Source organism: Halomarina halobia (assembly GCF_029338575.1).
GTDB lineage: Archaea > Halobacteriota > Halobacteria > Halobacteriales > Haloarculaceae > Halomarina > Halomarina halobia.
Map to the genome: position 1 here is coordinate 1,478,999 of NZ_CP119992.1, position 22,867 is coordinate 1,501,865.

At 68.4% G+C, this 22,867-nt stretch carries 27 protein-coding genes and 1 pseudogene; 15 read left to right on the plus strand and 13 right to left on the minus strand.

Annotated features, from left to right (window positions below; genetic code table 11):
* Positions 1–288: 288 nt before the first annotated feature.
* Both P1K31_RS22045 and P1K31_RS07815 read right to left on the minus strand, forming a co-directional pair.
* Positions 289–387 (minus strand): annotated as a pseudogene (locus P1K31_RS22045) (oxidoreductase); the annotation flags it as partial.
* A 99-nt stretch (positions 388–486) separates the two neighbouring features.
* Positions 487–1,296, minus strand: a complete 810-nt coding sequence (locus P1K31_RS07815) for an alpha/beta fold hydrolase (RefSeq protein WP_276302768.1) — start codon at positions 1,294–1,296, stop codon at positions 487–489.
* 216 nt (positions 1,297–1,512) lie between these two features.
* Between P1K31_RS07815 and P1K31_RS07820 the strand changes: the two genes are divergently transcribed.
* The 4 genes from P1K31_RS07820 to P1K31_RS07835 all read left to right on the plus strand — a co-directional run bounded on the left by P1K31_RS07820 (position 1,513) and on the right by P1K31_RS07835 (position 4,014).
* Positions 1,513–2,163 carry a helix-turn-helix domain-containing protein gene (locus P1K31_RS07820; protein WP_276302769.1) on the plus strand — a complete coding sequence of 217 codons (651 nt, stop codon included), beginning with the start codon at positions 1,513–1,515 and terminating at the stop codon, positions 2,161–2,163.
* 128 nt (positions 2,164–2,291) lie between these two features.
* Positions 2,292–2,645 carry a HalOD1 output domain-containing protein gene (locus P1K31_RS07825; protein WP_276302770.1) on the plus strand — a complete coding sequence of 118 codons (354 nt, stop codon included), beginning with the start codon at positions 2,292–2,294 and terminating at the stop codon, positions 2,643–2,645.
* A 115-nt stretch (positions 2,646–2,760) separates the two neighbouring features.
* On the plus strand, positions 2,761–2,922 hold the full coding sequence (locus P1K31_RS07830) for a BtpA/SgcQ family protein (RefSeq protein WP_276302771.1): 162 nt from the start codon (positions 2,761–2,763) through the stop codon (positions 2,920–2,922).
* A 114-nt stretch (positions 2,923–3,036) separates the two neighbouring features.
* Positions 3,037–4,014, plus strand: a complete 978-nt coding sequence (locus P1K31_RS07835; RefSeq protein ID WP_276302772.1) for a PLP-dependent cysteine synthase family protein — start codon at positions 3,037–3,039, stop codon at positions 4,012–4,014.
* 36 nt (positions 4,015–4,050) lie between these two features.
* Here P1K31_RS07835 and P1K31_RS07840 read toward each other — a convergent pair whose 3' ends face one another.
* On the minus strand, positions 4,051–4,344 hold the full coding sequence (locus tag P1K31_RS07840) for a helix-turn-helix transcriptional regulator (RefSeq protein ID WP_276305726.1): 294 nt from the start codon (positions 4,342–4,344) through the stop codon (positions 4,051–4,053).
* Positions 4,345–5,147: 803 nt separating this feature from the next.
* Between P1K31_RS07840 and P1K31_RS07845 the strand changes: the two genes are divergently transcribed.
* The 4 genes from P1K31_RS07845 to P1K31_RS07860 all read left to right on the plus strand — a co-directional run bounded on the left by P1K31_RS07845 (position 5,148) and on the right by P1K31_RS07860 (position 7,833).
* Positions 5,148–6,314: a cystathionine gamma-synthase gene (locus P1K31_RS07845; protein WP_276302773.1), complete on the plus strand. Its 1,167-nt coding sequence runs from the start codon at positions 5,148–5,150 to the stop codon at positions 6,312–6,314.
* Positions 6,315–6,466: 152 nt separating this feature from the next.
* Positions 6,467–6,658 (plus strand): nucleotidyltransferase domain-containing protein, encoded by a 192-nt coding sequence (locus P1K31_RS21865; protein WP_368410855.1) that lies wholly within the window; start codon positions 6,467–6,469, stop codon positions 6,656–6,658.
* A gap of 193 nt (positions 6,659–6,851) precedes the next feature.
* Positions 6,852–7,280 carry a type VII toxin-antitoxin system HepT family RNase toxin gene (gene hepT, locus P1K31_RS07855; protein WP_276302775.1) on the plus strand — a complete coding sequence of 143 codons (429 nt, stop codon included), beginning with the start codon at positions 6,852–6,854 and terminating at the stop codon, positions 7,278–7,280.
* Positions 7,281–7,347: 67 nt separating this feature from the next.
* A complete protein-coding gene (locus P1K31_RS07860; protein WP_276302776.1) occupies positions 7,348–7,833 on the plus strand; it encodes a cupin domain-containing protein in 486 nt (161 codons plus the stop codon).
* Between the two features lie 32 nt (positions 7,834–7,865).
* Here P1K31_RS07860 and mvaD read toward each other — a convergent pair whose 3' ends face one another.
* The 4 genes from mvaD to P1K31_RS07880 form a co-directional block, all read right to left on the minus strand.
* Positions 7,866–8,834, minus strand: coding sequence for a phosphomevalonate decarboxylase MvaD (gene mvaD / locus P1K31_RS07865; RefSeq protein ID WP_276302777.1), 969 nt, complete (start codon positions 8,832–8,834; stop codon positions 7,866–7,868).
* Positions 8,835–8,923: 89 nt separating this feature from the next.
* A complete protein-coding gene (locus tag P1K31_RS07870; RefSeq protein ID WP_276302778.1) occupies positions 8,924–10,441 on the minus strand; it encodes an ATPase domain-containing protein in 1,518 nt (505 codons plus the stop codon).
* A gap of 344 nt (positions 10,442–10,785) precedes the next feature.
* Positions 10,786–12,045, minus strand: a complete 1,260-nt coding sequence (locus tag P1K31_RS07875) for a Glu/Leu/Phe/Val family dehydrogenase (RefSeq protein ID WP_276302779.1) — start codon at positions 12,043–12,045, stop codon at positions 10,786–10,788.
* 120 nt (positions 12,046–12,165) lie between these two features.
* Positions 12,166–12,999, minus strand: coding sequence for an HpcH/HpaI aldolase/citrate lyase family protein (locus tag P1K31_RS07880; RefSeq protein ID WP_276302780.1), 834 nt, complete (start codon positions 12,997–12,999; stop codon positions 12,166–12,168).
* Positions 13,000–13,285: 286 nt separating this feature from the next.
* Between P1K31_RS07880 and P1K31_RS07885 the strand changes: the two genes are divergently transcribed.
* The gene (locus P1K31_RS07885) at positions 13,286–13,732 is read left to right on the plus strand and encodes a MaoC family dehydratase (RefSeq protein ID WP_276302781.1); all 447 of its coding nucleotides are present in this window, start codon (positions 13,286–13,288) and stop codon (positions 13,730–13,732) included.
* Between the two features lie 14 nt (positions 13,733–13,746).
* Here the strand turns inward: P1K31_RS07885 and P1K31_RS07890 are convergent, their stop codons facing one another.
* From P1K31_RS07890 to P1K31_RS07905, 4 genes are all read right to left on the minus strand, one after another.
* Positions 13,747–14,112: a DUF5658 family protein gene (locus P1K31_RS07890; RefSeq protein ID WP_276302782.1), complete on the minus strand. Its 366-nt coding sequence runs from the start codon at positions 14,110–14,112 to the stop codon at positions 13,747–13,749.
* 186 nt (positions 14,113–14,298) lie between these two features.
* Positions 14,299–16,008 (minus strand): acyl-CoA carboxylase subunit beta, encoded by a 1,710-nt coding sequence (locus P1K31_RS07895; RefSeq protein WP_276302783.1) that lies wholly within the window; start codon positions 16,006–16,008, stop codon positions 14,299–14,301.
* A 125-nt stretch (positions 16,009–16,133) separates the two neighbouring features.
* The gene (locus tag P1K31_RS07900) at positions 16,134–17,054 is read right to left on the minus strand and encodes a class 1 fructose-bisphosphatase (protein ID WP_276302784.1); all 921 of its coding nucleotides are present in this window, start codon (positions 17,052–17,054) and stop codon (positions 16,134–16,136) included.
* Position 17,055: 1 nt separating this feature from the next.
* A complete protein-coding gene (locus P1K31_RS07905) occupies positions 17,056–17,844 on the minus strand; it encodes a class I fructose-bisphosphate aldolase (protein ID WP_276302785.1) in 789 nt (262 codons plus the stop codon).
* Between the two features lie 349 nt (positions 17,845–18,193).
* Between P1K31_RS07905 and P1K31_RS07910 the strand changes: the two genes are divergently transcribed.
* The 4 genes from P1K31_RS07910 (at position 18,194) to P1K31_RS07925 (ending at position 21,282) form a co-directional block, all read left to right on the plus strand.
* Positions 18,194–18,844: an HAD family hydrolase gene (locus P1K31_RS07910; RefSeq protein WP_276302786.1), complete on the plus strand. Its 651-nt coding sequence runs from the start codon at positions 18,194–18,196 to the stop codon at positions 18,842–18,844.
* Between the two features lie 56 nt (positions 18,845–18,900).
* Positions 18,901–19,761 (plus strand): 3-hydroxyacyl-CoA dehydrogenase family protein, encoded by an 861-nt coding sequence (locus P1K31_RS07915; protein WP_276302787.1) that lies wholly within the window; start codon positions 18,901–18,903, stop codon positions 19,759–19,761.
* 100 nt (positions 19,762–19,861) lie between these two features.
* Positions 19,862–20,065: a hypothetical protein gene (locus P1K31_RS07920; protein ID WP_276302788.1), complete on the plus strand. Its 204-nt coding sequence runs from the start codon at positions 19,862–19,864 to the stop codon at positions 20,063–20,065.
* A 74-nt stretch (positions 20,066–20,139) separates the two neighbouring features.
* On the plus strand, positions 20,140–21,282 hold the full coding sequence (locus tag P1K31_RS07925) for an acyl-CoA dehydrogenase (RefSeq protein WP_276302789.1): 1,143 nt from the start codon (positions 20,140–20,142) through the stop codon (positions 21,280–21,282).
* A gap of 24 nt (positions 21,283–21,306) precedes the next feature.
* Here P1K31_RS07925 and P1K31_RS07930 read toward each other — a convergent pair whose 3' ends face one another.
* Positions 21,307–21,591: a PadR family transcriptional regulator gene (locus tag P1K31_RS07930; protein ID WP_276302790.1), complete on the minus strand. Its 285-nt coding sequence runs from the start codon at positions 21,589–21,591 to the stop codon at positions 21,307–21,309.
* A gap of 39 nt (positions 21,592–21,630) precedes the next feature.
* Positions 21,631–21,900 (minus strand): hypothetical protein, encoded by a 270-nt coding sequence (locus tag P1K31_RS07935; RefSeq protein WP_276302791.1) that lies wholly within the window; start codon positions 21,898–21,900, stop codon positions 21,631–21,633.
* A 103-nt stretch (positions 21,901–22,003) separates the two neighbouring features.
* Here P1K31_RS07935 and P1K31_RS07940 point away from each other — a divergent pair, with 103 nt between their 5' ends.
* Together P1K31_RS07940 and P1K31_RS07945 are read left to right on the plus strand one after the other, a co-directional pair.
* On the plus strand, positions 22,004–22,279 hold the full coding sequence (locus tag P1K31_RS07940) for a hypothetical protein (RefSeq protein ID WP_276302792.1): 276 nt from the start codon (positions 22,004–22,006) through the stop codon (positions 22,277–22,279).
* A complete protein-coding gene (locus P1K31_RS07945) occupies positions 22,276–22,719 on the plus strand; it encodes a type II toxin-antitoxin system VapC family toxin (protein WP_276302793.1) in 444 nt (147 codons plus the stop codon). The genes P1K31_RS07940 and P1K31_RS07945 overlap by 4 nt, the downstream gene beginning before the upstream one ends.
* Positions 22,720–22,867: the final 148 nt, after the last annotated feature.

A 22,867-nucleotide genomic window follows, 5' to 3' on the forward strand; every position in this document is an offset into this window, starting at 1 on the left:
CTTCAGGAGCCGGTAGCGCAGGTCGCGGCCCGCGTCGGGCACGGCGAACCCGAGCAACAGCAGGTACTTCCAGGGGCCGACGACGTAGCGCCGGTGGGGCCGTCGTCGGTCGCGGCGTCCACGACCACCGCCGCCACGCGTCGGGGATGGACGTATCCGAACCCCTGTCGATGAACCGGCGATCGTACAGCTCCGGATCGTAGAGCCTGTAGAACCAGCCGTACGTCCCCGTCGGTTCGAGGTCCTCCTTCCGCGCGAGCGCCCGCTCCCCGGACCGCGTCTCGACCGGGTGGCGCAGACGTTCCACCCCCGCTCGCGTTCCGCGAGCGCCGTCTCGCGTCCGATCCCGGACGAGCAGCCCGTGATCAGGACCGTGCAATCGGCCATGCGACAGCATCGCCCCGCGGTTCGTGAGGCGTTGCACTTGCAGGCTCCGCGACTGAACCGCGGTCCGCTCGCCCGGTTTCGCGCGACGGACACGCCGGTCTATCGCCGCAGGAAGGCCTTGACGCGCGAGTCGAAGGCCGACTTCCGTTCGTGGAACGCCCCGTGCGTCGCCCCGCTGAACGCGAAGAGCGTCGCGTCGGGGATTCCGGCGGCGGTCTCCTCGAGTATCGGTTCCGGGAAGTACGGATCGTCGCTACCGCCGACGACGAGCGTCCGGGCGTCGACGTCGTCGAGTCGGTCCCGCCAGTCGAACGCCAGGATGGCGTCGAGCGAGACGCGGACGTCGGCCGGGACGGCCGGGCGCGGCAGGACGAACCGGCCGACGGTCAGCGCGAGGGGCGGATAGGACACCGCCCGCCAGTCGGTGAACATCGCGGCCGCGAGTTCCGCGCGGATCCGCCCCCAGTCGTGTGCCCGCGCGTACCGCCGGAACCGGCGGACGGTGTCCTGCGCGGCGTCGGCGACGCGACATCCGGTGTTTGCGAGCACGAGGGCGTCGACGAGATCCGGGTGATCGGCGGCGAACGCCTGGCCGATCATGCCGCCCATAGAGATGCCGAGCACGTCGGCGGGGCCGAGTTCCCGTTCCAGGGCGTCCGCGTAGTCGGCCGCCATCCCCTCGATGGTCTCTCCCTCCGGGAGGCCTCGCGGGCGGCTCACGACGTAGACGGCGTAGTCGTCCACGAACCGACGGAAGTACCGCCGGAGCACCCACGCGCTCGGGGGCGGATAGTCGCCGTCGAACATCGCGTCGCCCACCCCGGGGAAGACGACGAGCGGCTTCGCTCCCTCCCCTACCCGGACGTACGGGAACCGCCCGAGCAGGTCGCCGGTCTCGAACGGGGTCATCGGAGGCAGTAGGGCGCGGAGCCACCTCACTCTACGGACGCCCCCGAAGGCGGACAGGTGTTCGCCGGCCGCGTCGGGGACGACGGATCGAACGGCGACGGGACGCCGAGGACGCTTCGGGGGACTGGAAGCGACGCGCCATCGGCTCCCGGTCGGAACGGACACGGCTTCGGAGCGGTCCCGGTACCTTTGGCGGCCGGGCGACAAGGGGTCGGCATGGCGACGATCGTTGATTTCACCCTCCCGGTCGAGGCGTTCCCGCTGGGTGACGCGCTCACGGCCGAACCGGAGATGCGGATCGAGCTGGAGCGCATCGTCCCGACCGAGGAGGGAGTGCTGCCGTTCTTCTGGGCGTGGGACAGCGGCGACTTCGAGGGGTTCGAACGGCGAGTGCACGAGAAGCGGGCCGTCGAGTCGCTGACCGCCGTCGACCGCGTCGACACCGGCGTCCTCTACCGGGCGCGGTGGAACCACGCCGTCGCCGGGCTCGTCGCGGGCGTGACGGCGGTGGAAGCGTCGATCCTCGAAGCGCGGGGGACGGTCGACGGCTGGCGGTTCGAGCTTCGCTTCCCGGATCGCGACGCGCTTCGGCGGTTCCGGGCGTACGCCGTCGAGAACGAGATCCCCCTGCAACTGCGACGGCTGTACAGCGTGACCGAGATGCGCACCGGAGAGCAGTACGATCTGACCGAGGACCAGCGCGCGACGCTCGTCGCCGCGTACGAACGGGGCTACTTCGACGACCCGCGCCGAGTCACGCAACAGGAACTGGCCGACCACTTCGGCGTGAGCCAGCGGGCGATCTCCCAGCGGATCCAGCGCGGGCTGCACCGCCTGGTCGGGGGCACGCTGGCGGCCGATCGGTAGGGCGCATCCCGACGAGTTCGATTAATATACACCTTCTGCCGAGAACCGCCTATTCCACGCTCGTCGGTGCCGTCGGGACGACGAGGACGAGCGGAGTACTGCTCGGTCCGCCCACGGTAGTGTCCCAAATGAGTAACGAACACACTGACGGATTCCACCACGCTCGAGACGAGACGGTCGAGTACGACCCCGGGACGGGGTGGTATCGCACCGTCCACGACTGGGACTCGGACGACTCCGTCAGCACCTCGGTGGTGCTGGCCCTCGCCGCGGTCACCGGCCGCGAACTGACGGAGATCGTCCCCCTCTCGGATCACCTCGACTTCGACGCGCTCAACCAACTGTTCGAACCGTCCGACGGCGGCGGCGGTCCGCGAACCGACGGGCACGTCGCGTTCGTCTACGACGGGCACTGCGTCGTGGTACACGCCGACGGCCGCCTCTGTCTCCGCGAGATCGAGGAGGGACCCGAACCCACCTGAGCCGAGGGAGGCACGTCCGCGACGTCGTCGAACGCGGCCTCGCGGACGGCGTGATCGTCTCCGGCGGCGGGACCGGACAGTCCGTCGACGACGAGCGCCTGCGGACGGGTGCGGCGTGCCCGCGTTCGTCGGGAGCGGCGCGACCGCCGACACCGTCGCCGACCTCCTCGCGATCGCCGACGGCGTCGTCGTCGGTTCGGCGCTCAAGGCGGACGACGCGACCGCCCCGGTGGAGGAGGGGCGCGTCCGGGCGCTGGTCGAGGCGGCCGGCCGGTAGCGGCCGCGCTCGCTCCGCGCTGCCTCGCGACGTTCCGCGTCCAGCGCCCCGCGCTCCCCGCCGCGCACACGAACCCGCCAGGTTAATGCGCGGACGTGCAATATTTGCCGACAGATGACGACACACCGCGACCCCCTCCCGTCGGTGGTCGAGACGATCGGCGAGACGCCGCTCGTCCGCGTCCACGCCGGTCCCGAGTCGGTCCCCGTCTACGCGAAGCTGGAGACGTTCAACCCCGGCGCGAGCGTGAAGGACCGCATCGGTCGGTACATGCTCGAACGGATGCTCGAGGACGGGACCCTCGAGCCCGGCGGCACGATCGTCGAACCGACGGCCGGGAACACGGGCATCGGGTTCGCCATCGCGGCGGGGCAGCTCGACGTGCGCGCGGTGTTCGTCGTTCCCGAGCGGTTCAGCGTCGAGAAGCAGCAGCTCATGCGCGCGCTCGGCGCGGAGGTCGTGAACACTCCCACCGAGGACGGGATGGCCGGGGCTATAGAGCGCGCCCGCGAACTCGCCGCGGCGCGCGACGGCGTCGTCCCCCAGCAGTTCTCAAACCCGCTCAACGCCGAGGCGCACTACGCCACGACCGCCCCGGAGATCTACGAGGCGCTCGAGGGGAGGGTCGGCGCGGTCGTCGCCGGCGTCGGGACCGCCGGCACGCTCATGGGGATCGCCCGGTACGCCCGCGAGCGCCACCCGAGCACCCACGTCGCGGCGGTCGAACCCGAGGGGTCGGTCTACGGCCGCGCGGTCGGCCGCCACCCCCGTCACCACGAGTACAAGACGGAGGGGATCGGGACGAACGACGTGGCGACGAACGAGCTGTTCGACCCCGATCTCGTCGACAACGTGATCGCCGTCCCCGACCGCGACGCGCAGGCGGAGTTGAAGCGCCTCGCCCGCGAGGAGGGTCACCTCGCCGCCTCCAGCTCCGGCGCGGCGAGCGTCGCCGCGCGACAGGTGGCCGAGGGCATCGAGGAGGGCGCGATCGACGCGCCCTTCGACAGCGTCGTCACCGTCTTCCCCGACTCCAGCGAGCGCTACCTCTCGAAGGGTATCTACGGGAGCTTCGAGGAGTGGGAAGGCTGACGCCTCCCCGTCACGGAGGGCCGGTGCACCGTTCGTCTACGTCTGTAGCGGCGTCTCGAATGGGACGTAGTTGTCCTCCCACTCGTGGCGGGCGACGATCGCCTCGCGCCCGTCGTCGGAGAGCGCGTACCAGTTCGTTCGGCGGTCGAGCTGACCCTTCTCGACGTACCCGCGATTGACGAGCGTATCGAGGTTCGGATAGAGGCGACCGTGGGTGATCTCGCGGTCGGTGTGCGCCTCCAGTTCGCCCTTGATCTGTTGGCCCGAGGGCTGGTCGAACCCGGCGATCACGTACAGCAGGTCGCGCTGGAAGCCAGTGAGGTCGAACAGTGTCATTGTCGTCTAACGGGCCTGTCACCGGCATGGGATATTGTTAATGAGGGCGGTAGAGACAGTTCCCGATCGTTGTCTAGTACAACGGTCACAACAGTCTCGCCGACGTGTCAGCTTCGACCGGACAGTCTCCCACGCGGCGAGTTCGGACAGGCGGTCGAAACCGACGCCGTTCGGTACAGTCGTTCGACAATTACGGTCACCGAGTAACGACGGATTACGCCGGAAACGCGGCGCGTCACTTCCGGAAGAAGTGTCGAGGGCGTGTCTCGACCGGGGCGAGACACCGGGCCGGGACGCCGTCAGCGCGGACGACGAGCGCGGCTCCGAGGGTGCGATGGGTGTATCGACCGAACGGATTGACGATCGCACGGACCGTCGAGCGCGTCGGCTGGAGACGTAGCGTGGGGGTCACCTGTCCCACCACGATCGGCGGGGTGGGTACGGGGCCGCGCTCCCGGAGACGCCAACGGAGTGAGCTCCCGGCTCCGATGCGAGCGGGAGCGGCCACAGGTGGGGAGGTGGCCGCGATAGACTGGCGCCCTCTCGTGTGCCGTCAAACGCCGATCTCGGACCCGGATCACCACCGCTCGGCGGCGCTGTCACACCGTCGCAGTAGCCGATTTCGTGACGGGCGCTCTTCGGTGCAGCACCCCTCGTAGTGCCGAGAGAGCGATAACCACACTCCTTCTGCCGAGAAGGGGCGCGGCCCGGAACCTCCCCCCGTCCGGCGGTCACCGACGGAGCGCCGTCGCCCCGCGAAGGGCAAGAGACACACCGCAGGCCGCGCTGGTCTCCCCATGGACGATCCCTCACGCTGTATCGAGACGCGCGCGATCCACGCCGGACAGGAACCCGACCCCGAGACGGGCGCGCTGATGACGCCCATCTTCGCCAACTCGACGTACGCACAGGACGGCCCGGGCGACCACCGGGGCTACGAGTACTCCCGGACGGGCAACCCGACGCGGACCGCCCTGGAGGAGAACCTCGCGAGCCTCGAAGGGGGAACGCACGGCCGCGCCTTCTCCTCGGGGATGGGCTCGATCAACACCGTGATGAACCTCCTCGAGGCCGGCGATCACGTCGTCACCGGCGACGACGTCTACGGGGGTACCCACCGCCTGTTTACGGGCGTGTACGAGGCGTACGACCTCGAGTTCGACTTCGTGGACATGACCGATCCCGCGGCGATCGAGGCGGCGATGCGCCCCGAGACGGAACTCGTGTGGTCGGAGACGCCGACGAACCCCCTGATGCAGGTCGTGGACGTAGAGCGGGTCGCGGCGATCGCCCACGAGCACGGCGCGCTCTGCGCCGTGGACAACACTTTCGCCACGCCGTACCTCCAGCGGCCGCTCGACCTCGGCGCGGACGTCGTCTCGCACTCGCTGACGAAGTACCTCGGCGGCCACTCGGACGTGGTCGGCGGCGCGCTGATCACCGACGACCCCGACCTCGACGAGCGCATCGGCTACTACCAGAACGCCGTCGGCGCGACGCCCGATCCCTTCGGCTGCTTCCTCGTCCTCCGGGGGACGAAGACGCTCCCCGTGCGGATGGACCGCCACTGCGAGAACGCCCGCGAACTCGCCGCGTGGCTGGACGACCACCCCGACGTGGCCGCAGTCCACTATCCCGGCCTCGACTCGCACCCCCAGCACGAGGTGGCCCGCGAGCAGATGGACGACTTCGGCGGCATGCTGAGCTTCGAACTCGACGGCACGCTGGAGCAGGCGAGCGCCGTCGTCACGGGGACCGAGGTGTTCGCGCTGGCCGAGTCGCTGGGGGGCGTCGAGAGCCTGATCGAGCAACCCACGGCGATGACCCACGCCGCGGTCCCGCGCGAGGAGCGCCTCGCCGCCGGCCTCACCGACGGCCTGATCCGCGTCTCGGTGGGGATCGAGCACGTCGAGGACCTCCGGGCGGACCTGGCGGGCGCGATCGAGCGGGCGATGGGTGAGTAAAAGACGCTCGGTGAACGGTGCTCGGTGCCTCGATGCATCACCGCTCACCGCCATTCGACGGGGGACGGTGATGTAAATACATTAAGCGGCGAGTGATTAGTAGCCTTATGGCGGGAAGCGAGCCGACCGTTGATGGGATCGACATCGACGGGATGAGGGACTATCTCGCACAGACCGCGGTCGAATTCGCGCACCTCTTCGGCTCACGAATCCGCGGTACGGCAGAGGAGTCGTCGGACGTCGACGTCGCGCTTCGACTTCCCGGAGCGAATAGACGCGCGAGCGATTCCGGCTCCGTAACCGCATCGATGCTGAACTCCAGCAGTACGCCGAGCACTCCGTAGACGTGAGTGACATCGACACGCTCCCGATACCCGTGGCGTACGCCGCATTCCGCGATGGGATCCTCGTCTCCGGAGATGAGAAGGAGGCCGATGCGTATCGAAAGCGGGTCGAACGAGAGTACGAAGCCACGGAGGACGAGCGAGTGCGGGAGCCGGGAGTTCATAGACCGGCTCGCGAAGGGAGACGTCCGGGATGGTCGACGAGAAGGTATTCGTCGATAAATTACGTCATATTAACAGATACACTGCCGATCTGCGGCAGATGCAGGACGTACCGGAACAGGAGTACTTGAACGACGTGGTGATACAACGGGCGGTCGAACGCACGTTGATGAACCTCATTCAGGGGCGTATCGACCTCGCTCAGCACGTCCGCTCGACCGAAGGCCTCTCACCCAGCGGGACGGCGAAGAGGGAGATGGAAGCACTCGAGGTGGCCGTAATCCTGTCGACCGAGACACGAGAGCGGATGGAAGAGGCCGTCGGATTTCGAAACGTGTTGGCGCACCAATACGGGAACATCGACCACGAAATCGTCTACGAGGTCCTACGCGACGATCTCCACTGGTTCGAACGGTTTCAGCAGGAACCCGCTCGCTGGTTCCAGCAGCACCATTCTTGAGAACGCTCGGCCGATTCGGATCCGAGGCCGTACAGCTATGTTCTCCGCCTCCCAGCACGTACACGCCATGAAGAGGGTCGCCCTGGACGAGATCCGCAACGAGCCGAACCCGCTACGCGTCCACGAGGTCAGGAAGCCCGTCTCGAAGGTGCTCGGCACCGCGGACTTCGCGATGAACTACTTCGAACTCGCCCCCGGCGAGTCGTTCTCCGGCGGGCTCCACACCCACCACGACCAGGAGGAGGTGTTCTACGTGCAGGAGGGGACGGCCACGTTCGAGGTACGCGAGGGGATCGACGACGAGACCGAGGAGGTCGAGGTCGGTCCCGGCGCGGCGATCCGATTCGAACCGGGCGAGTTCCAGCGGGGCAGCAACAGGGGCGAGGAGCGCGTCGTCGGCCTCGCAGTCGGCGCGCCGGGCGCGAGCCACGGGTGGGACGAGATCGAGTCGATCGTCTACTGCCCGGAGTGCGAGGAGGAGACGGGCCACGGCGTCGCGCTCGCCGACGGCGGGTTCGATCTGACCTGTAACGGGTGCGGGCTGGAGCGGTAGGGAGGCGTACGTCGGTTGGAGCAGCCGACCGCTCAGAACAGCGCCTCGTCCGGTTCTAGCACCCGCGCGGGGCCGCCCACCTCCCAGACGCGGGTGGGGGCGTGCTCGCTCACCGCCCTCTCGACGCGCTCGACGTGCTCGCGGGGGGTGTTGACGTAGACGCTCGCGCCGGTGTCCGTCGAGAAGTAGACGGGGACGCCGTCGTCGCGGAGGTCGCGCACGGCGTCGAACACGCGGAGGGTCGTCGGCTGCCAGTAGACCCACCCCGCGGGGCCGGTCATCGTCGTCGCGGCGAGCGAGAGGGAGTCGTGCTCGGCGAGTTCGAAGGCGGCGTCGAAGTCGCCCCGGCGGAGCGCGTCGCGCATCTCGGCGATCTGGCCGTGGATGTGGGCCATCCGCGCCTCGAACATGTGGCTCTCGGCGGCCTCGGCGTGGGCCTCCTCTGTCTCCTTGTACGCGGGCACCTCGACGGCGACGATCCGCAGGTCGTCCTCCAGGTCGGTCTCGATGCGCTCGGAGCGGCAGTCCTCGTCGTTCAAGCCGGTCCGGAGGTGGGAGAACGCGCCCGTGACCGCGCGCGCGGCCGAGGACGACCCGCGGCGGGCGACCGTCGAGATCTCGGGTCGCGTCATGTCGAGGTCGGCGGCCGCACAGAGCGCCGTGGCGGCGGCGGCGAACCCCGAGGAGGAGGAGCCGAAGCCGATGTTCGTCGGGAACGACGACTCGCTGACGAACCGCACCCGGTCGTCGATGCCCGCGAGCGAGCGGACGTGGTCCAGGACGTGCTCGACCCGCTCGGCGGCCCGTCCCGTCACCGCCTCCCCGTCGATGGTGAGGTCGTCGGCGTCGAGGTCGGGGTCGAACTCGACCGTCGTCGTCGTGTTGCTCGGCGCGGTGCAGACGCTGATGCTGTCGTGGTACGGCAGGCGGAGCTCGGCGTCGCGCATCCCGTGATACTTCACGAGCCCCTGGATCGGGTGGGCCCGCGCGGTCGCTTTCATACCAACCCCGCGGCCCGATACCCGCTTAAGCGGTTCGGGTCCGCGCGAGGACGCGTCCCGGTTCGTGAGGCGAGTGGGTCGCGACCCGTTCAGCCGTTCGATCCGGCACTCGTATTGGAGTCTTCGATCCACCTGGGTTCGCCGCGCAGGACGCCCCGGAGTCCGGTGAGCGGATCGCCGACGGCGATCCCGTACTCGGTGATCTCGAACCCCCGTAACGTCCGTTCGAAGTCGCTCGCTCGCTTCTTCAACACGCCGATCGCCTTCCGGAGGTGGCCGTCTAGCTCCAGATAGCGGAGGAAGAGGACGTTGTCGGCCAGATAACTGATCTCGTGTTTCGTGACCCTGAAGTCGCCGGTGACGGCCCCCACCTCGCCGATCAGGATCGTCGTGACGCCCATGTTCTGGAGGTAGCTGCAGAGGGCGTGCAGTTCGGTGACCACCCGATCGCTGTCCCCCCGAATGGTGTGTTGATACCCCTCGATCCCGTCGATCATCACGATGCCGGTGTCCTCCTCCTCGATTTCGTGCCGGATGTCGTTGGAGAGCTCCTCCGACGAGAGTTGGAGCGACTCGATCTCCTTCACCGCCAGCGTGCCGCGGTCGATCATGTCTCGAACGGGCATATGGATCGCCTCCGAACGATGCAGGAACGTCGTTTTCGCCTCCTCGAACAGGTAGACGACCGACCGATCGCCCCGCCCGGCCGCCTCCTTCATGAACTGCGCGCCGGTGGTGGTCTTGCCGACGCCCGTCGGGCCACTGATGAGCGTGACGGTGCCGCGCTCTAGCCCGCCGTGCAGGAGTTGGTCCATCTCGGGGACGCCGGAGGAGATCGGATCCGGCGAGAAGTCAGCGCGATGCTTCCCGGGACGGAGTCGCGGGAAGACCGTCATCCCGTCATCGTCGATGCGGACGGCGTGAGTACCGCCCTGGAAGTCGGATCCCCGAAACTTGGAGATTTCGAGGGTCCGGGCCGTCGACGAGTAGTCGAGGGTGACGACGCCGTCGCTCATGAACTGGATGTCGTCGTCGGGCGTGGCCGTGGTGCTCTCGGAGGTGAGCACCACCGTCGCCTCCGACTCCTTGAGGAACTTCAGGAACGACAGGACCTGCTTGCGGAAGTGTGCCTCGTCGGTCGAGAGATACCGGAACTGCGAGAGGGGATCGACGACGACGCGATCGGGCTCGTGCGCCAGAACCTCGTCGACGATCTCCTGGGTGACCGATCGACCTTCCACCTCGTCCGGGGGGAAGATGTCGCCGGCGTCAGTGAAGTACCCCGCAGACGGACTCAGATCGACGATCGGAACCGTCTCGAACTCGCCTCCGAACCCGAACTGCGCTGCGTTCTGGCGAATGTCCGATTCCGCCTCGCCGAGATTGATGAAGAGAACCCGATCGTCGGCATGCACACCGGCCGCGAGGAAGTGAAAACCGATGAGCGTCTTGCCGACGCCCGGGCTGCCGCGCACCAGGTAGTTACGCTTGTCGAGATAGCCGCCGTCGAGGATCTCGTCGAGTCCGGTGAGTCCGGTCGGGACCCGTCCTCGCGACGGAAGTTCGTCAGCGGATACGTCAGTGGATGTGTCAGTGGTGTTCGTCATGGTGTGTTCCGGCCGGGGATTCCGCTCGGAGCCACGGGACGTGGTGACCCTCCCGCTCACCCATCGAACCGGCAGGTTGGCGTCACGCCCTCCCGACGGCCGTGAATCGATCCCGGACAGTTGGAACGCGACTCCGCGAACGCCTCCTCCGCCACGATGTCGGACGCGCGAATCCCCGTCTCGCGCGCGACATACGCTACCACGTGATAGTACCCTGTACGTATAAGTAACTTCGCCTGACCAGTTCCCGTCGGGTGTTTGTCAGTCGTGGGACAGCCACGAGACACCTGAGCCGACGTGGCGGTCCCACGGTCAGGAAGTCGGACGATCCTCGCAGTCGGATCCTACGGCCACGTCCCGCCCTGTTCGTGGGCCTTCACGACCCGTTCGATGGCGACGACGTAGGCCGCGGTCCGGAAGTTCGGCGTCCCCTTCCCCTCGTACGCCTCGACGAGCGCGTCGAACGCCTCGGTGATGAGCCGTTCGAGTTCCTCGTTGACGCGCTCCTCCGTCCAGTAGAAGCGCTGGCGGTTCTGCACCCACTCGAAGTAGCTCACGGTGACGCCGCCCGCGTTGGCGAGGATGTCGGGGAGCACCTCGACGTCGCGCTCGGTGAGGATCTCGTCGGCGTCCGGCGTGACGGGCCCGTTGGCGGCCTCGACGATCACGTCGGCCCGCACGTCCCGCGCGATCTCCGCGTCGATGGCGTTCTCGAGGGCGGCGGGGACGAGCAGGTCCACGTCGAGCGCCAGCAGCTCCTCGTTGGTGAACTCCTCGCTGGCCCCCTCGTACCCGGTGACCGACCCGGTCTCGTCCTTGAAGTCCTTGACCGCCTGCGCGTCGAGCCCGTCGGGGTTGTAGACCGCGCCGCTCGAGTCCGAGACCGCGATGACCTTCCCGCCGAGGTCGGACTCGATGAGCTTCGCGGCGACCGACCCGGCGTTGCCGTACCCCTGGACGGCGACGGTCGCGTTCTCTACCTTCTTGCCGAGGTAGTCGAACGTCTCACGAGCCGTCAGCATGACCGACCGGCCCGTCGCCTCCACGCGCCCCTCGCTGCCGCCGCTGTCGGGAGCCTTCCCGGTGATGACACCCGGTGCAGTCGTGTTCTCCAGCTTCTCGTAGGTGTCCTTGATCCAGTTCATCTCCCGCTGGCCGGTGTTCACGTCGGGCGCGGGGATGTCCCGGTCCGGACCGATGAACGGACGCAGTTCCTTCGCGAACGCGCGCGTGATGCGCTCCATCTCGCCGTCGGAGTGCTCGCGGGGATCGATGGCGATGCCGCCCTTCCCGCCGCCGTAGGGGATGTCGACGACCGCCGTCTTGTAGACCATCCACCCCGAGAGCGCCTTCACCTCGTCGCGGGTGACGCCGGGGTGATAGCGGATGCCGCCCTTGTACGGACCCCGGTCGCCGTTGAACTGGGATCGAAACGCCTTGAAGACCGCGAGCGATCCGTCGTCCATCTCGACGGTGAGGTTCGTCTCGAGGATCCGCTCGGGGTGCTTGAGTCGCTCGAGGAGATCGGAGCGAACGGAGAGATACTCGGCGGCGTCGTCGATTTGTTCCTGTAGACTCTCAAAGGGATTCGCCGCGTCAGACATACCCGACCCTCGGAAGGGGCGCTGTTAAACGTGTCGGGGGGCAACGTCCCCGCGGTCGTCCGGTACTACGTCCGGCGAGTAACTACCTCCTACCGGCGTAGGGTGACCTTTACGGGTGGCTCACGGACGCTCGCCGGCTCGCTCGATGACGTTCTCCGCCCGGGCGACGAGCGGGGCGTCGATCATCTCGCCGTCGACGCGGAAGACACCCCCGCCGCCGCGCTCGTCGCGCGCCGCGATCACGCGGCGCGCCCAGGCCACCTGCTCGTCGCTGGGCGTGAACGCGTCGTTGATGACGGGCACCTGCGCCGGGTGGATCGCCATCTTCCCGTCGTAGCCCAGATCCCGCGCGAAGGCGCTCTCCTCGGCGAGGCGCTCGGTCTCATCGATGGCCGTGAAGACCGTGTCGACGGCGTCGATCCCGGCCGCGCTCGCCGCCAGGACGACGTGCTCGCGGGCGTAGAGCACCTCCGTCCCCTCCTCGGTGCGGTTCGCGCCGATGTCGGCCGAGAGGTCCTCGGCCCCGAAGGCGATCGCGGTCGTCGCGTCCGCGCTCGCGATCGACTCGGCGTGCAGGACGCCGGCCGCCGTCTCACAGAGCGCGAACACGGGCAGGTCGGCGTCGCGGGCGGCGAGCGCGGCCGCCAGGTCGTCCACGTCGTCGCCCGACTCCGCCTTGGGAAGCATCACGGCGTCGACGCGCGGCGATCCGGCGAGCGCCCCGTCGAGGTCGTCGCCCGCCGCGTCGCCGGAGACGCGCACGCACACCTCGCAGTCCGGGTCGAAGTCGGGGTCGGTGAGGACGCCGTTCACGGCCTCGCGGCCAGCCTCCTTGCGGTCCGGTGCGACTGCGTCCTCCAGGTCGAAGACGATCACGTCGGCACCGCTACCGGGGGCCTTTCGCATGAGCTCCGGCTCGTCGCCGGGCGAGAAGAGCACGGTTCGTCGCGGCATGGGGGAGAGGTGTCCCCCAACGGTATTGAATCGGGGCGGTCCGCCGCGACGTCCCGGGGCCGACGCCTCAGGATAGGAGAACGTTTCACGTGGGATTCGGGCGGGCGGATCGGGACGACCGGGGATCGAGGCGGTTCGTGGTCCACAGCCGCCCCGGCCGCTCTCGGGCCGGTTCGACGCCGGTCGCGCCCGGCGAGACGCGTGAAGGGAGAGCATTACGGCGTCGGCCACGGGCCGCGACCGGCCGAACCCCCGACGCTTTTACCCGCCGGGACGAGTCCCCTCCATGCCCGGACTGCACTACGAGGAGTTCGAGGTCGGACGGACCATCGAGCACGAGAAGCGCCGCACGGTGAGCGAGAGTGACAACCAGCGGTTCTGCGACATGACGATGAACCAGCAGCCGCTGCACCTCGACGGGGAGTTCGCTGAGGGAACCCAGTTCGGCAGGCGACTGGTCAACGGCCTCTACACGATGTCGCTCGCCGTCGGGCTGTCCATCGCCGACACCACCGACGGGACCATCGTCGCCAACCTCTCGTACGACAACGTCGAGCACCCCGCTCCGGTCTTCCACGGCGACACCATTCACGCGCGGACGACGGTCACCGACAAGCGCGAGACGAGCGACGGTGAGCGCGGCGTCGTGACCATGCACGTCGAGGCGTTCAATCAGGACGACGAACTGGTCTGTGCGTTCGACCGAACCGCGCTGTCGTTGAAGAGACCGTAGGGTCGGTCAGAGGGTCAGAGGATCGACGCGATCATCACGACATTGATGCACGCCGCGACGAGCCACGGGAGCGCGAGCGCGAGCGGCACGAGCGCCGCGTACCGTCGGTGGACGACGCGGCGGCCGAACAGGGCCACGCCGAAGCCGAACGACTTCATGCCGATCATTCCCGGTAGACCGTACTTCGCGATGATCTCCGACGCGATCGGGTTCATCTCGACGAGGCCGAGCCGTAAGCCGTAGTACGTGAGGCCGATGTCGAGGAGCATCGCCGTGACGGCGAGCCCCCAGAACGCACGCTCGTGTCGCGCGGCTACCGAGAGCAGCGAGCGGTCGTTCCAGCCGTGGCGCACGTACGCGGCGAGTTCGATGGAAGACATGGGGTTGCCTGAGGGACGACGTCCGTGACGGACGCCGCCGGAGTCGTACCTCAGGGGAACACCCGTTTCGCCATTGTTACCAGTGACCTACCCCCGGACGGGTCGACGTAAAGAACGGTATAGTGCGATCCGAGCGAGCGACGGAACGCGAGCGCGACGCGACGGCCCGATTCGGGGCGTTACCGCCTACAGAACGGTTCCGTGCTTCTTGTCAGGGAGGTCCTTCCGGACCGTTTCGTAGAACTCGAACCGGTTAGCCAATTCTTTACGGAGCGAACTCGGTGGTATTATCTCGTCGATGACCGTCTCGCTCGCCATCCGGTGGACGTCGATGTCCTGTCGGTACTCCTCGCGCAGTTCCGCCTCGCGACGGGCGCGCTCGTCGGGGTCCTCGATGGCGTCGAGCCGGTTCCGGTAGACGGCGTTGATGGCCGCCTCGGGACCCATGATCGCGATCTCGCCGCTCGGGAGCGCGATAGTCGAGTCGGGGTCGTACGCCGGGCCGCTCATCGCGTAGATACCCGCGCCGTAGGCCTTGCGGACGATGACGCACTGCTTGGGCACCGTCGCGCTGCTCGTGGCATAGATCATCTTCTTGCCCTGTTCGAGGATGCCGTCCCGCTCGACCTGCGAACCGGCCATGAACCCCGGCGTGTCACAGAGGTACAACAGGGGGACGTTGAACGCGTCGCACTTCCAGATGAACTCCGCGGCCTTCTCCGCCGCGTCGGGGAAGATGGCCCCCGCGCGCGTGGCGGGCTGGTTGGCGACGATGCCGATCGGCCGGCCGTCGATGCGCGCGAAGGCGGTGACGATCTCGCCGCCGTAGTTCGGCTGGAGTTCGAAGAACGACCCGGCGTCGACCACGTGGTCGATCAGTTCGCGCATGTCGTACCCCCGGTTCGGTTCCGCGGGAACGATCCGGTCGATCCCCGTCGGCGATCGCGCGGGCCCCTCGGGGTCGGCGCGGGGGGGCTTCCCCCCCGCGTTGTTCGGCAGGTACCCGATCAGCTGAGCGACGAGGTCGCGGGCGTGTTCCTCGTCCTCCGCGACGAGGTCGGCGCTCCCCGAGTAGCGGGTGTGGATCTCCGGGCCGCCGAGGTCCTCCATGCTGATCTCCTCGCCGGTGACCATCCGCACCATCCGCGGGCTCGCGATGGCCATCGCGCTCATCCCCTTGACCATCACGGTGAAGTCGGCGAAGACGGGGGTGTAGGCCGCGCCCGCGATGCACGGCCCGTAGAGCACGCAGATCTGCGGGACGTACCCCGAGAGCATCGAGTGGTTGTAGTAGTACTTCCCGATGCCCTCGCGGTTGGCGAAGAAGCCGGTCTGCTGGTCGATGCGCCCGCCCGAGGAGTCCATCAGGTAGAGGATCGGCTTGCCCGTCTTCAGCGCGCGCTGCTGCATCCGGAGGAACTTCTCGACGCCCTTCGCGGCCATCGATCCCGCCTTCACGGTGAAGTCGTTGGCCATGAAGTGGACGTCACGGCCCTCGAACTCCGCCGCGCCCGTGAGCAGGCCGTCTGCGGGGATCCGATCCTCCGCGTCGAACTCGGCGAACTTCCCGTCCTCGAACAGCAGCCCGTCGGGGAACCAGAGGTCGAGGCGGTCGCGGACGAACAGCTTCCCCTGGTCCGACAGCCGCTCCCTGTACTTCTCCGGCCCCCCCTGCTCGATGGTGGCGATCTCCTCGAGCAGCGTGATCTCCCGGTCGGTCGGCCCGACATCGTCGTGGGGCGTGGCGTCCCCGACGCGGTCGCCCTCGTGGACGACGGCGGGCTCGGCCGCGTCCCCCACGTACACCCGTACCTCCTCGACGGCGTGGCGCGCTAGCGCGGCGGCGATGGCGGCGGCCTCGTCCTCGCTCGCGCCCTCGTCGATGCGAACCTTCATGCGCAAGAATTGCGCGGAGGGGGGTGAAAACCGTTATCTTGTCGCCGCCCGGGCCGCGTCGGCCAGCGGGGCGGTCGGGGACGGCACCGCGGGGGCGTCGAGGGGATCGGCGGCGGACGGTTCGGCTACTCCGACAGCGCCGACTCCGCGCGCTCGACGTACTCGCGGTTCCCGACGAAGACGGGCGTGCGCTCGTGGAGTTCCTCCGGCGTCCGCTCCAACAACGACCGTTCGCCGTCGGTGGACGCGCCGCCGGCCGTCTCCACGATCGCGGCGATGGGGAGGCCCTCGAACAGGAGCCGGAGCTTCCCGTTCGGGTGCGTGGTGAGGCCGGGGTACGCGAAGATCCCACCGTAGGTGAGCACCTGGCTGACGTCGCCGATCATCGCGCCGCCGTAGCGGAGCTTGAGCTCCCGCTCGACCTCGCGGGCGTAGGCGGCGAACTCGTCGGTCCAGTCGGGGACGCGCCCGCCGAACCCGTAGACGGTGGGGTCGTCCGGGAGCGCGAGGTCGGCGGTCGCCGCGTGGCGCTCGCCCCCGTGGACGACTGACTCGGTGACCCGCCCGTCGCGGGCGGTCACCATCGTCGTGAGCGGGCCGTAGAGGACGTACCCGGCGGCGACGAGCGCGTCGCCCCCCGCCGGCAGAGGTTCGTCGTAGACGCCGACGATCGTCCCCATCACGTTGTTCGGCTTGACGTTCGACGAGCCGTCGAGGGGGTCGAGCGCGAGGTGGTAGTCCCCATCGCCGCCGTCTCCCCCGCTCCCCGCCCGCGTCTTCCCCTTCGTGGAATCCGCGTCCGCGGACGTACCGTCCGCGCGGACGATCCCCTCGCGCTCCTCGCTGGCGTAGGAGGCGACGCCGTCGAGCGCGAGCAGGCGCTCCTCGAACAGCTGGTCGGCGTAGACGTCGGCCTCCAGTTGCTGTTCGCCCGACGGGTTCTCGCCCGCCTCGTAGCGGCGACGGCCGACGAGACTCTCCCTGATTTCGGGGGTCGCCGCGGCGACGGCCTCGAAGACCGCCTCGATGACGTCGTCCCCGCTCATCTCACTCCTCGAGCGCGGCGTCGACGGACGCGCCCTCGTAGATGACCCGCTCCAGGGCGTCGAGGATGCGCGTCGGGTCCTCGCGCTGCCAGACGTTGCGGCCGACGGCGAGTCCCTTCCCGCCGGCGTCCATCACGGCCTTGACGGACTCGAGGAACTCGCGGTCCGTGGTCTTCGACCCGCCGGACATGACCACCTTCGTCTTGCCCGCCATGCGGACGGCGTGCTCCATGCCCTCCTTCGAGCCGGGGTACTTCACCTTCGCCACGTCCGCGCCGAGTTCGAGCGCGAGGCGGGCGGCGTAGGCGATGGTCGTCTCGCTGGTGTCGTTCTTCAGCCCCTGCCCGCGCGGGTAGGACCACATGACGACGGGGAGTTCGTAGGCGCGCGCCTCCTCCTGTACCGCGCGGAACTCCTCGGCCATCTCGATCTCGTGGTTGGAACCGCCGTAGAGCGTGAAGCCGACGGCGTCCGCGCCGACCTCGTAGGCGTACTCGACCGAGCAGTTGACGGCCGAGTCGGGTTCACCCATCCAGAGATTGGACGTGCCGTTGAGCTTCATCAGGAGGTTCACGTCGTCCTCGTAGGAGGGGTAGTAGGCCTCGGCGATCCCCTTCTGGACGGCGACGGTGGTGACCGCGGGGTGGGTCGCCGCCTCGAAGGTTCGCTCGGGGTTCGCGCTCTCGGGGACGTCGGTGAAGTCGACCGGGCCGTGTTCGAGGCCGTGGTCGTACGCGAGAATGAGCACCTTACCGTCTCGGACGAGCGGACTGTCGTCGATCGGGATCATGTACGGACGGGTGTTCGACAACGAGGTATAATACTGTTAGTGCCACGCGCCGAGCGCGTCGGATCGAATCGGACAGATTGATACTCACCGAGCGCGAGTGCTCACGACAGCAGGGATATGACCACGAACTGGGCACACGCGATACGGGGGAACGGACGACGAGGGGTAGTCGCCGTGACCACGGTCGCAGCGAAGCTGCTCCCTGATCACACTCATCCAGGGGAAATTCGCGTGACCACCGTCGGACGCGAAGCGCCCGACAAGATCACACTCATCCCGGGGGGATTCGCGTGACCACGGTCGCAGCGAAGCTGCTCCCTGATCACACTCACCAGACGGAGGGGTTCGCGTGACGTACGACGCGGTGATCTTCGACAACGACGGCGTGCTCGTCGAGCTCCCCAGCCGGGACGCCTTCCGCCGGGCGACCGAGCGGACCTTCCGGCAGTTCGACATGCGACGCCCGACCCACGACGACGTGCGGGCGCTCGTCGCCGGCAACGTCGAGGGTATCGGGCGGCTCTGTCGGCGCAACCGGATCGACGCGATGGACTTCTGCTACGAGGCCGCCGCCAACGCGGTCCGGGAGCAGAAGCGCGAGCTCCGGGCGGGACTCCGGAACCTCTACGACGACGTGCACGCCGTCTGGTCGCTCGACGTTCCGCTCGGCCTCGTGAGCAACAACCAGCACGAGGCCGTCGCGTACGTCCTCCGCTTTTTCGGCATCGAGGATCGGTTCGACGCCGTCTACGGCTGTCCCTTCACCCCGGAGGGCCTGCGGCGGAAAAAGCCGGACCCCCACTACGTGAACGAGGCGCTCTCGGACCTCGGGACGCGCGACGCGCTCTACGTCGGCGACAGCGCCTGCGACGTCGAGGCGGCCGCGAACGCGGGCATCGACTCGGCGCTGCTGACGCGCGGGCGACCCGTCGAGTGCGAGGTCGCGCCGACCCACGAGATCGACGGGCTCGACGCGCTCCCGGCGCTCGTCCGGGGGTAGCGGGGAAGAGAACGGAGAGCCGGCACGCTTTACTCGTCGGGGGCGTCCTCTCCGGTATGCGTGGATTCGACTCCGTAGCGCGCGTCGGCGTCGTCGGCGCGGGCACCATGGGCGGCGGCATCGCGCAGGTCGCGGCCACGAACGGCTACGACGTGGTGGTCAGGGACGTAGAGCAGGAGTTCATAGACCGCGGCCTCTCGAACATCGAGGACAGCCTGGAACGGCTCGTGAACGCGGAACGGCTCACCGAGGGCGAGGCCGAGGCCGCCCTCGACAGGCTCTCGGGGACGACCGACCTCGCGGACCTCGCCGAGTGTGACCTCGTCGTCGAGGCGGCCCTCGAGAACATGGAGGTCAAGCGGGAGATCTTCGCCGACCTCGACGGGATCGTCGAGGAGGACGTCGTCCTCGCGACGAACACCTCCACCCTGTCGATCACGACCATCGCGAGCGCGACCGACCGCCCGGCGCAGGTGGTCGGTCTGCACTTCATGAACCCCGTCCCGATCATGACGGGCGTCGAGGTCGTCGTCGGGGAGCGGACCGCCCCGGAGGCCGTCGAACTCGCCCACGCGTTCGCGGAGGCGCTGGGCAAGGAGACCTGGGAGGCAGACGACAAGCCGGGGTTCGTCTCCAACCGCATCCTCATGCCGTGGATCAACGAGGGGGTCCGCGCGTTCGACGAGGGCGTCGCCACGAAGGAGGACATCGACCGCGGGATGAAACTCGGCACCAACGTCCCGATGGGGCCGCTCGAACTGGCCGACCACATCGGCCTCGACATCTGCCTGGACGCGACCGAGACGCTCCACGAGGAACTCGGCGACCGGTACAAACCGGCGTACCTCCTGAAGCGCAAGGTCGACGCGGGCGACCTCGGCAGGAAGACCGGGCGGGGCTTCTACGAGTACGACTAGGCGATCCCCCGCCGCGGCCGTCGAAAGGGTCGCTCCGTCCCGGCGGCTGCCGGCGTACGCCGGCCCGGGGCTTTTCGGACCGGCGGACCTACCGAACGCCATGGGAGCAGGTAAGTTCCTCAGATCGAAATCCTCGCGCCGGCTGAGCGCGCTCTCGATGGTCGCGGAGGCGGGGATGGCGCTGTATCGTGGAAACAAGCGCGTCGCGGCGCTGCTCGCCGGTGCGGCGGTCCTCGCGTACCGCTGGAGCGTCGTCGGGCTCCTCGCCGAACTCGGGATCCGGCTGTACCAGCGGAGGCGCTGAGCGGCCGCCGGGGGAGCGGCACCTTCTACCCCCGGAAGGGAAAAGTACAGGATCGATCACCCGCAACCGAGTCCATGGACTTCAGCCTCTCCGCGGAACAGAGACAGATCAGGGACATGGTCGCCGAGTTCGTCGACGAGGAGGTCGTTCCCGTCGCGGCGGAGATCGACCGGACCGACGAATTCCCGCGCGACCTCGTCCGCGAGATGGGCGACCTCGGACTGATGGGCATGCCCTTCCCCGAGGAGTACGGCGGTGCGGGCCTCGACTACCACGCCTATGCCATCGGCCTCGAGGAGATCTCGCGGGGGTCGGGCGGTCTCGGCACCATCGTCGCCGCGCACACCTCGCTGGCCGGCAACATGCTCTACGAGTTCGGCGACGACGCGCAGCGGGAGGAGTACCTGACGCCGCTCGCGGAGGGGCGGGACGTCGGCGCGTTCGCGCTCTCGGAGCCGCAGGCGGGCAGCGACGTGCCCGCGATGGGGACGACCGCCGAGAAGGACGGCGACGAGTACGTCGTCAACGGGGGGAAGCTGTGGATCTCCAACGGCTCCGTCGCCGACACCGTCACCGTCTTCGCCAAGACGGACCCCGACGCGGGCAGGCGGGGCATCTCCTCGTTCGTCGTGCGCCCCGAGGAGGACGACGGGTTCGTCGTCGAGGGGACCGAGGACAAGCTCGGCGACAAGGGCTGTCCCACCGCCGAACTGCGCTTCGCCGACATGCGCATCCCCGCGGAGCGCCGGCTCGGCGAGGAGGGCGAGGGGTTCGTCCACGCGCTCAAGACGCTCAACGGCGGGCGCATCACCATCGCCGCCCGGGGCGTCGGCATCGCGCAGGCCGCCCTCGACGAGGCGCTCCGCTACTCCCAGGAGCGCGAGCAGTTCGACCGCCCGATCTCCGAGTTCCAGGCCATCCAGCACAAGCTCGCGGACATGGACACGAAGACGAGCGCCGCGCGCCTGCTCATGCACCAGGCGGCCGACCTGAAGATCCGCGGCGAGCCGTTCATCAAGGAGGCCGCGCAGGCGAAGCTCTACGCCAGCGAGGTCTCCCGCGAGGTCGCAAACGAGGGCATCCAGATCCACGGCGGCTACGGCTACACCAAGGACTTCCCCGCCGAGCGGTTCTACCGCGACGCCAAGCTCAACGAGATCTACGAGGGGACGAGCGAGGTGCTGCGCAACACGATCGCGGCGCAACTGCTCTCCTGAACCGCGGAGCGCCCGTTCGCCGGACTACTCCTGTCCCTCGATCAGCTCCCGGAGCCACGCGTAGTGATCGCGGATGGCCCGCGCGCCGGCGTCCGTCAGCGCGTAGATGTCGTCCAGCCCGTCCACCCGCCGCTCGACGTGCCCCGACTCGACCAGGGCGTCGAGCCGGCCGTAGAAGCGCTTCGGATCGATGCGGGCGTCGTAGTGCGCCTCCAGCCGCCGCTTCAACTGCGGGGCGCGAAGCTCTCCGCCCGCGTAGAGGATGGCGCAGACGTCCCGTCGAGTGCCGCTTTCGAGCCACTTCGCCATGGCGGGAGGGACGGGGCGGTGCGCCCCTAGGCTTGCGATTCACTCGTCGAGTCCGGCGTCGAGTCGTTCGCGGACGAGGAGGGCGAGCACCGACGCGGCGGACAGATCGGCGAACAGCACCGACGCGACGAGGAGGCCGGCGGACGCGAGGACCCACCAGGACTGGGCGAGGAGGACGGCGAGCGTAACTAGCGTGACGGTCACGACAGCGACGGCGGCGAGGTGGATCGGTCGGAACGTGTCGAACGTGCCGCGCAGGTCCCGCTCCCCTACACGAACCCTCGTCGGGAACCGACGGTCTCGCCGCACAGTGCGGGGATACATCCGGACGGAGGGGAGCAGCAGTCCCCTCTCCGGACTCGACTGCCGCTACGGTCGAAACGTTAACCCAGTTGAAGAGGTAACCCCACTCATGGCGACCGCAGTCAAGATGGACGAGGAAACGAAGTCCAAACTGGAGGAGTTGCAGGCCGAGATCAGGCTCGAGACCGGGGTGAAGGTCACTCAGCAGGAGATCCTGACGCGTATCGTGGAGTCCGCCTACGAGTCGCGCTCGGAGTTCATCGACTCGTTCCGCGAGGGGGAGGCCGCGCTCACGGACGAGGAGATCGAGCGGTTCAACGAGGGGATGATCTCCTCGGGCGGCGAGACGGACGAGGCGGACATCGACGAGACACTCTACGGATGAGCGTCTTCGTCGACACAGGAGTCTTCTACGCACATCACGACACGGACGCGAGCCGACACGACGTCGGCGTCGCCGCGCTCAATCGCGTGCTTCGGTCGGCGGCGTTCGGCCGAGCGGTCACGAGCGACTACGTCTACGACGAAGTCGTGACGCTCACGCACCGACGGACGGGCCGCATCGAGGACGCCGTCGAACTCGGACGCCGAATCCGGGGCGACGGGTATCCGGAAGCCATCGACCTCCGGTATTTCACCCCGACCCTCTTCGACGAGGCCGTCGAGGCGTACGAGCGATACTCCGATCACGGACTCAGTTTCACCGACGCGACGATCGTCGCGATGGTCGACCGGCACGACATCGACTCGGTTCTGAGTTTCGACGACGGTTTCGACGGCGTGATCGACCGGCTCGCCCCCGAAACCGTTGCCGGCGGCGAGTGATCGCTCGGTCCGGCAGCGTCGAAGTCGGAGCCCCTCCCCGCCGATATCTCCACGGACGGCGGCGACGTCATCGGTGTCGATCGAACGTGCCGCGCAGGTCCCGCTCCCCTACTCGAACCCTCGTCGGGAACCGACAGAGACGACAGGC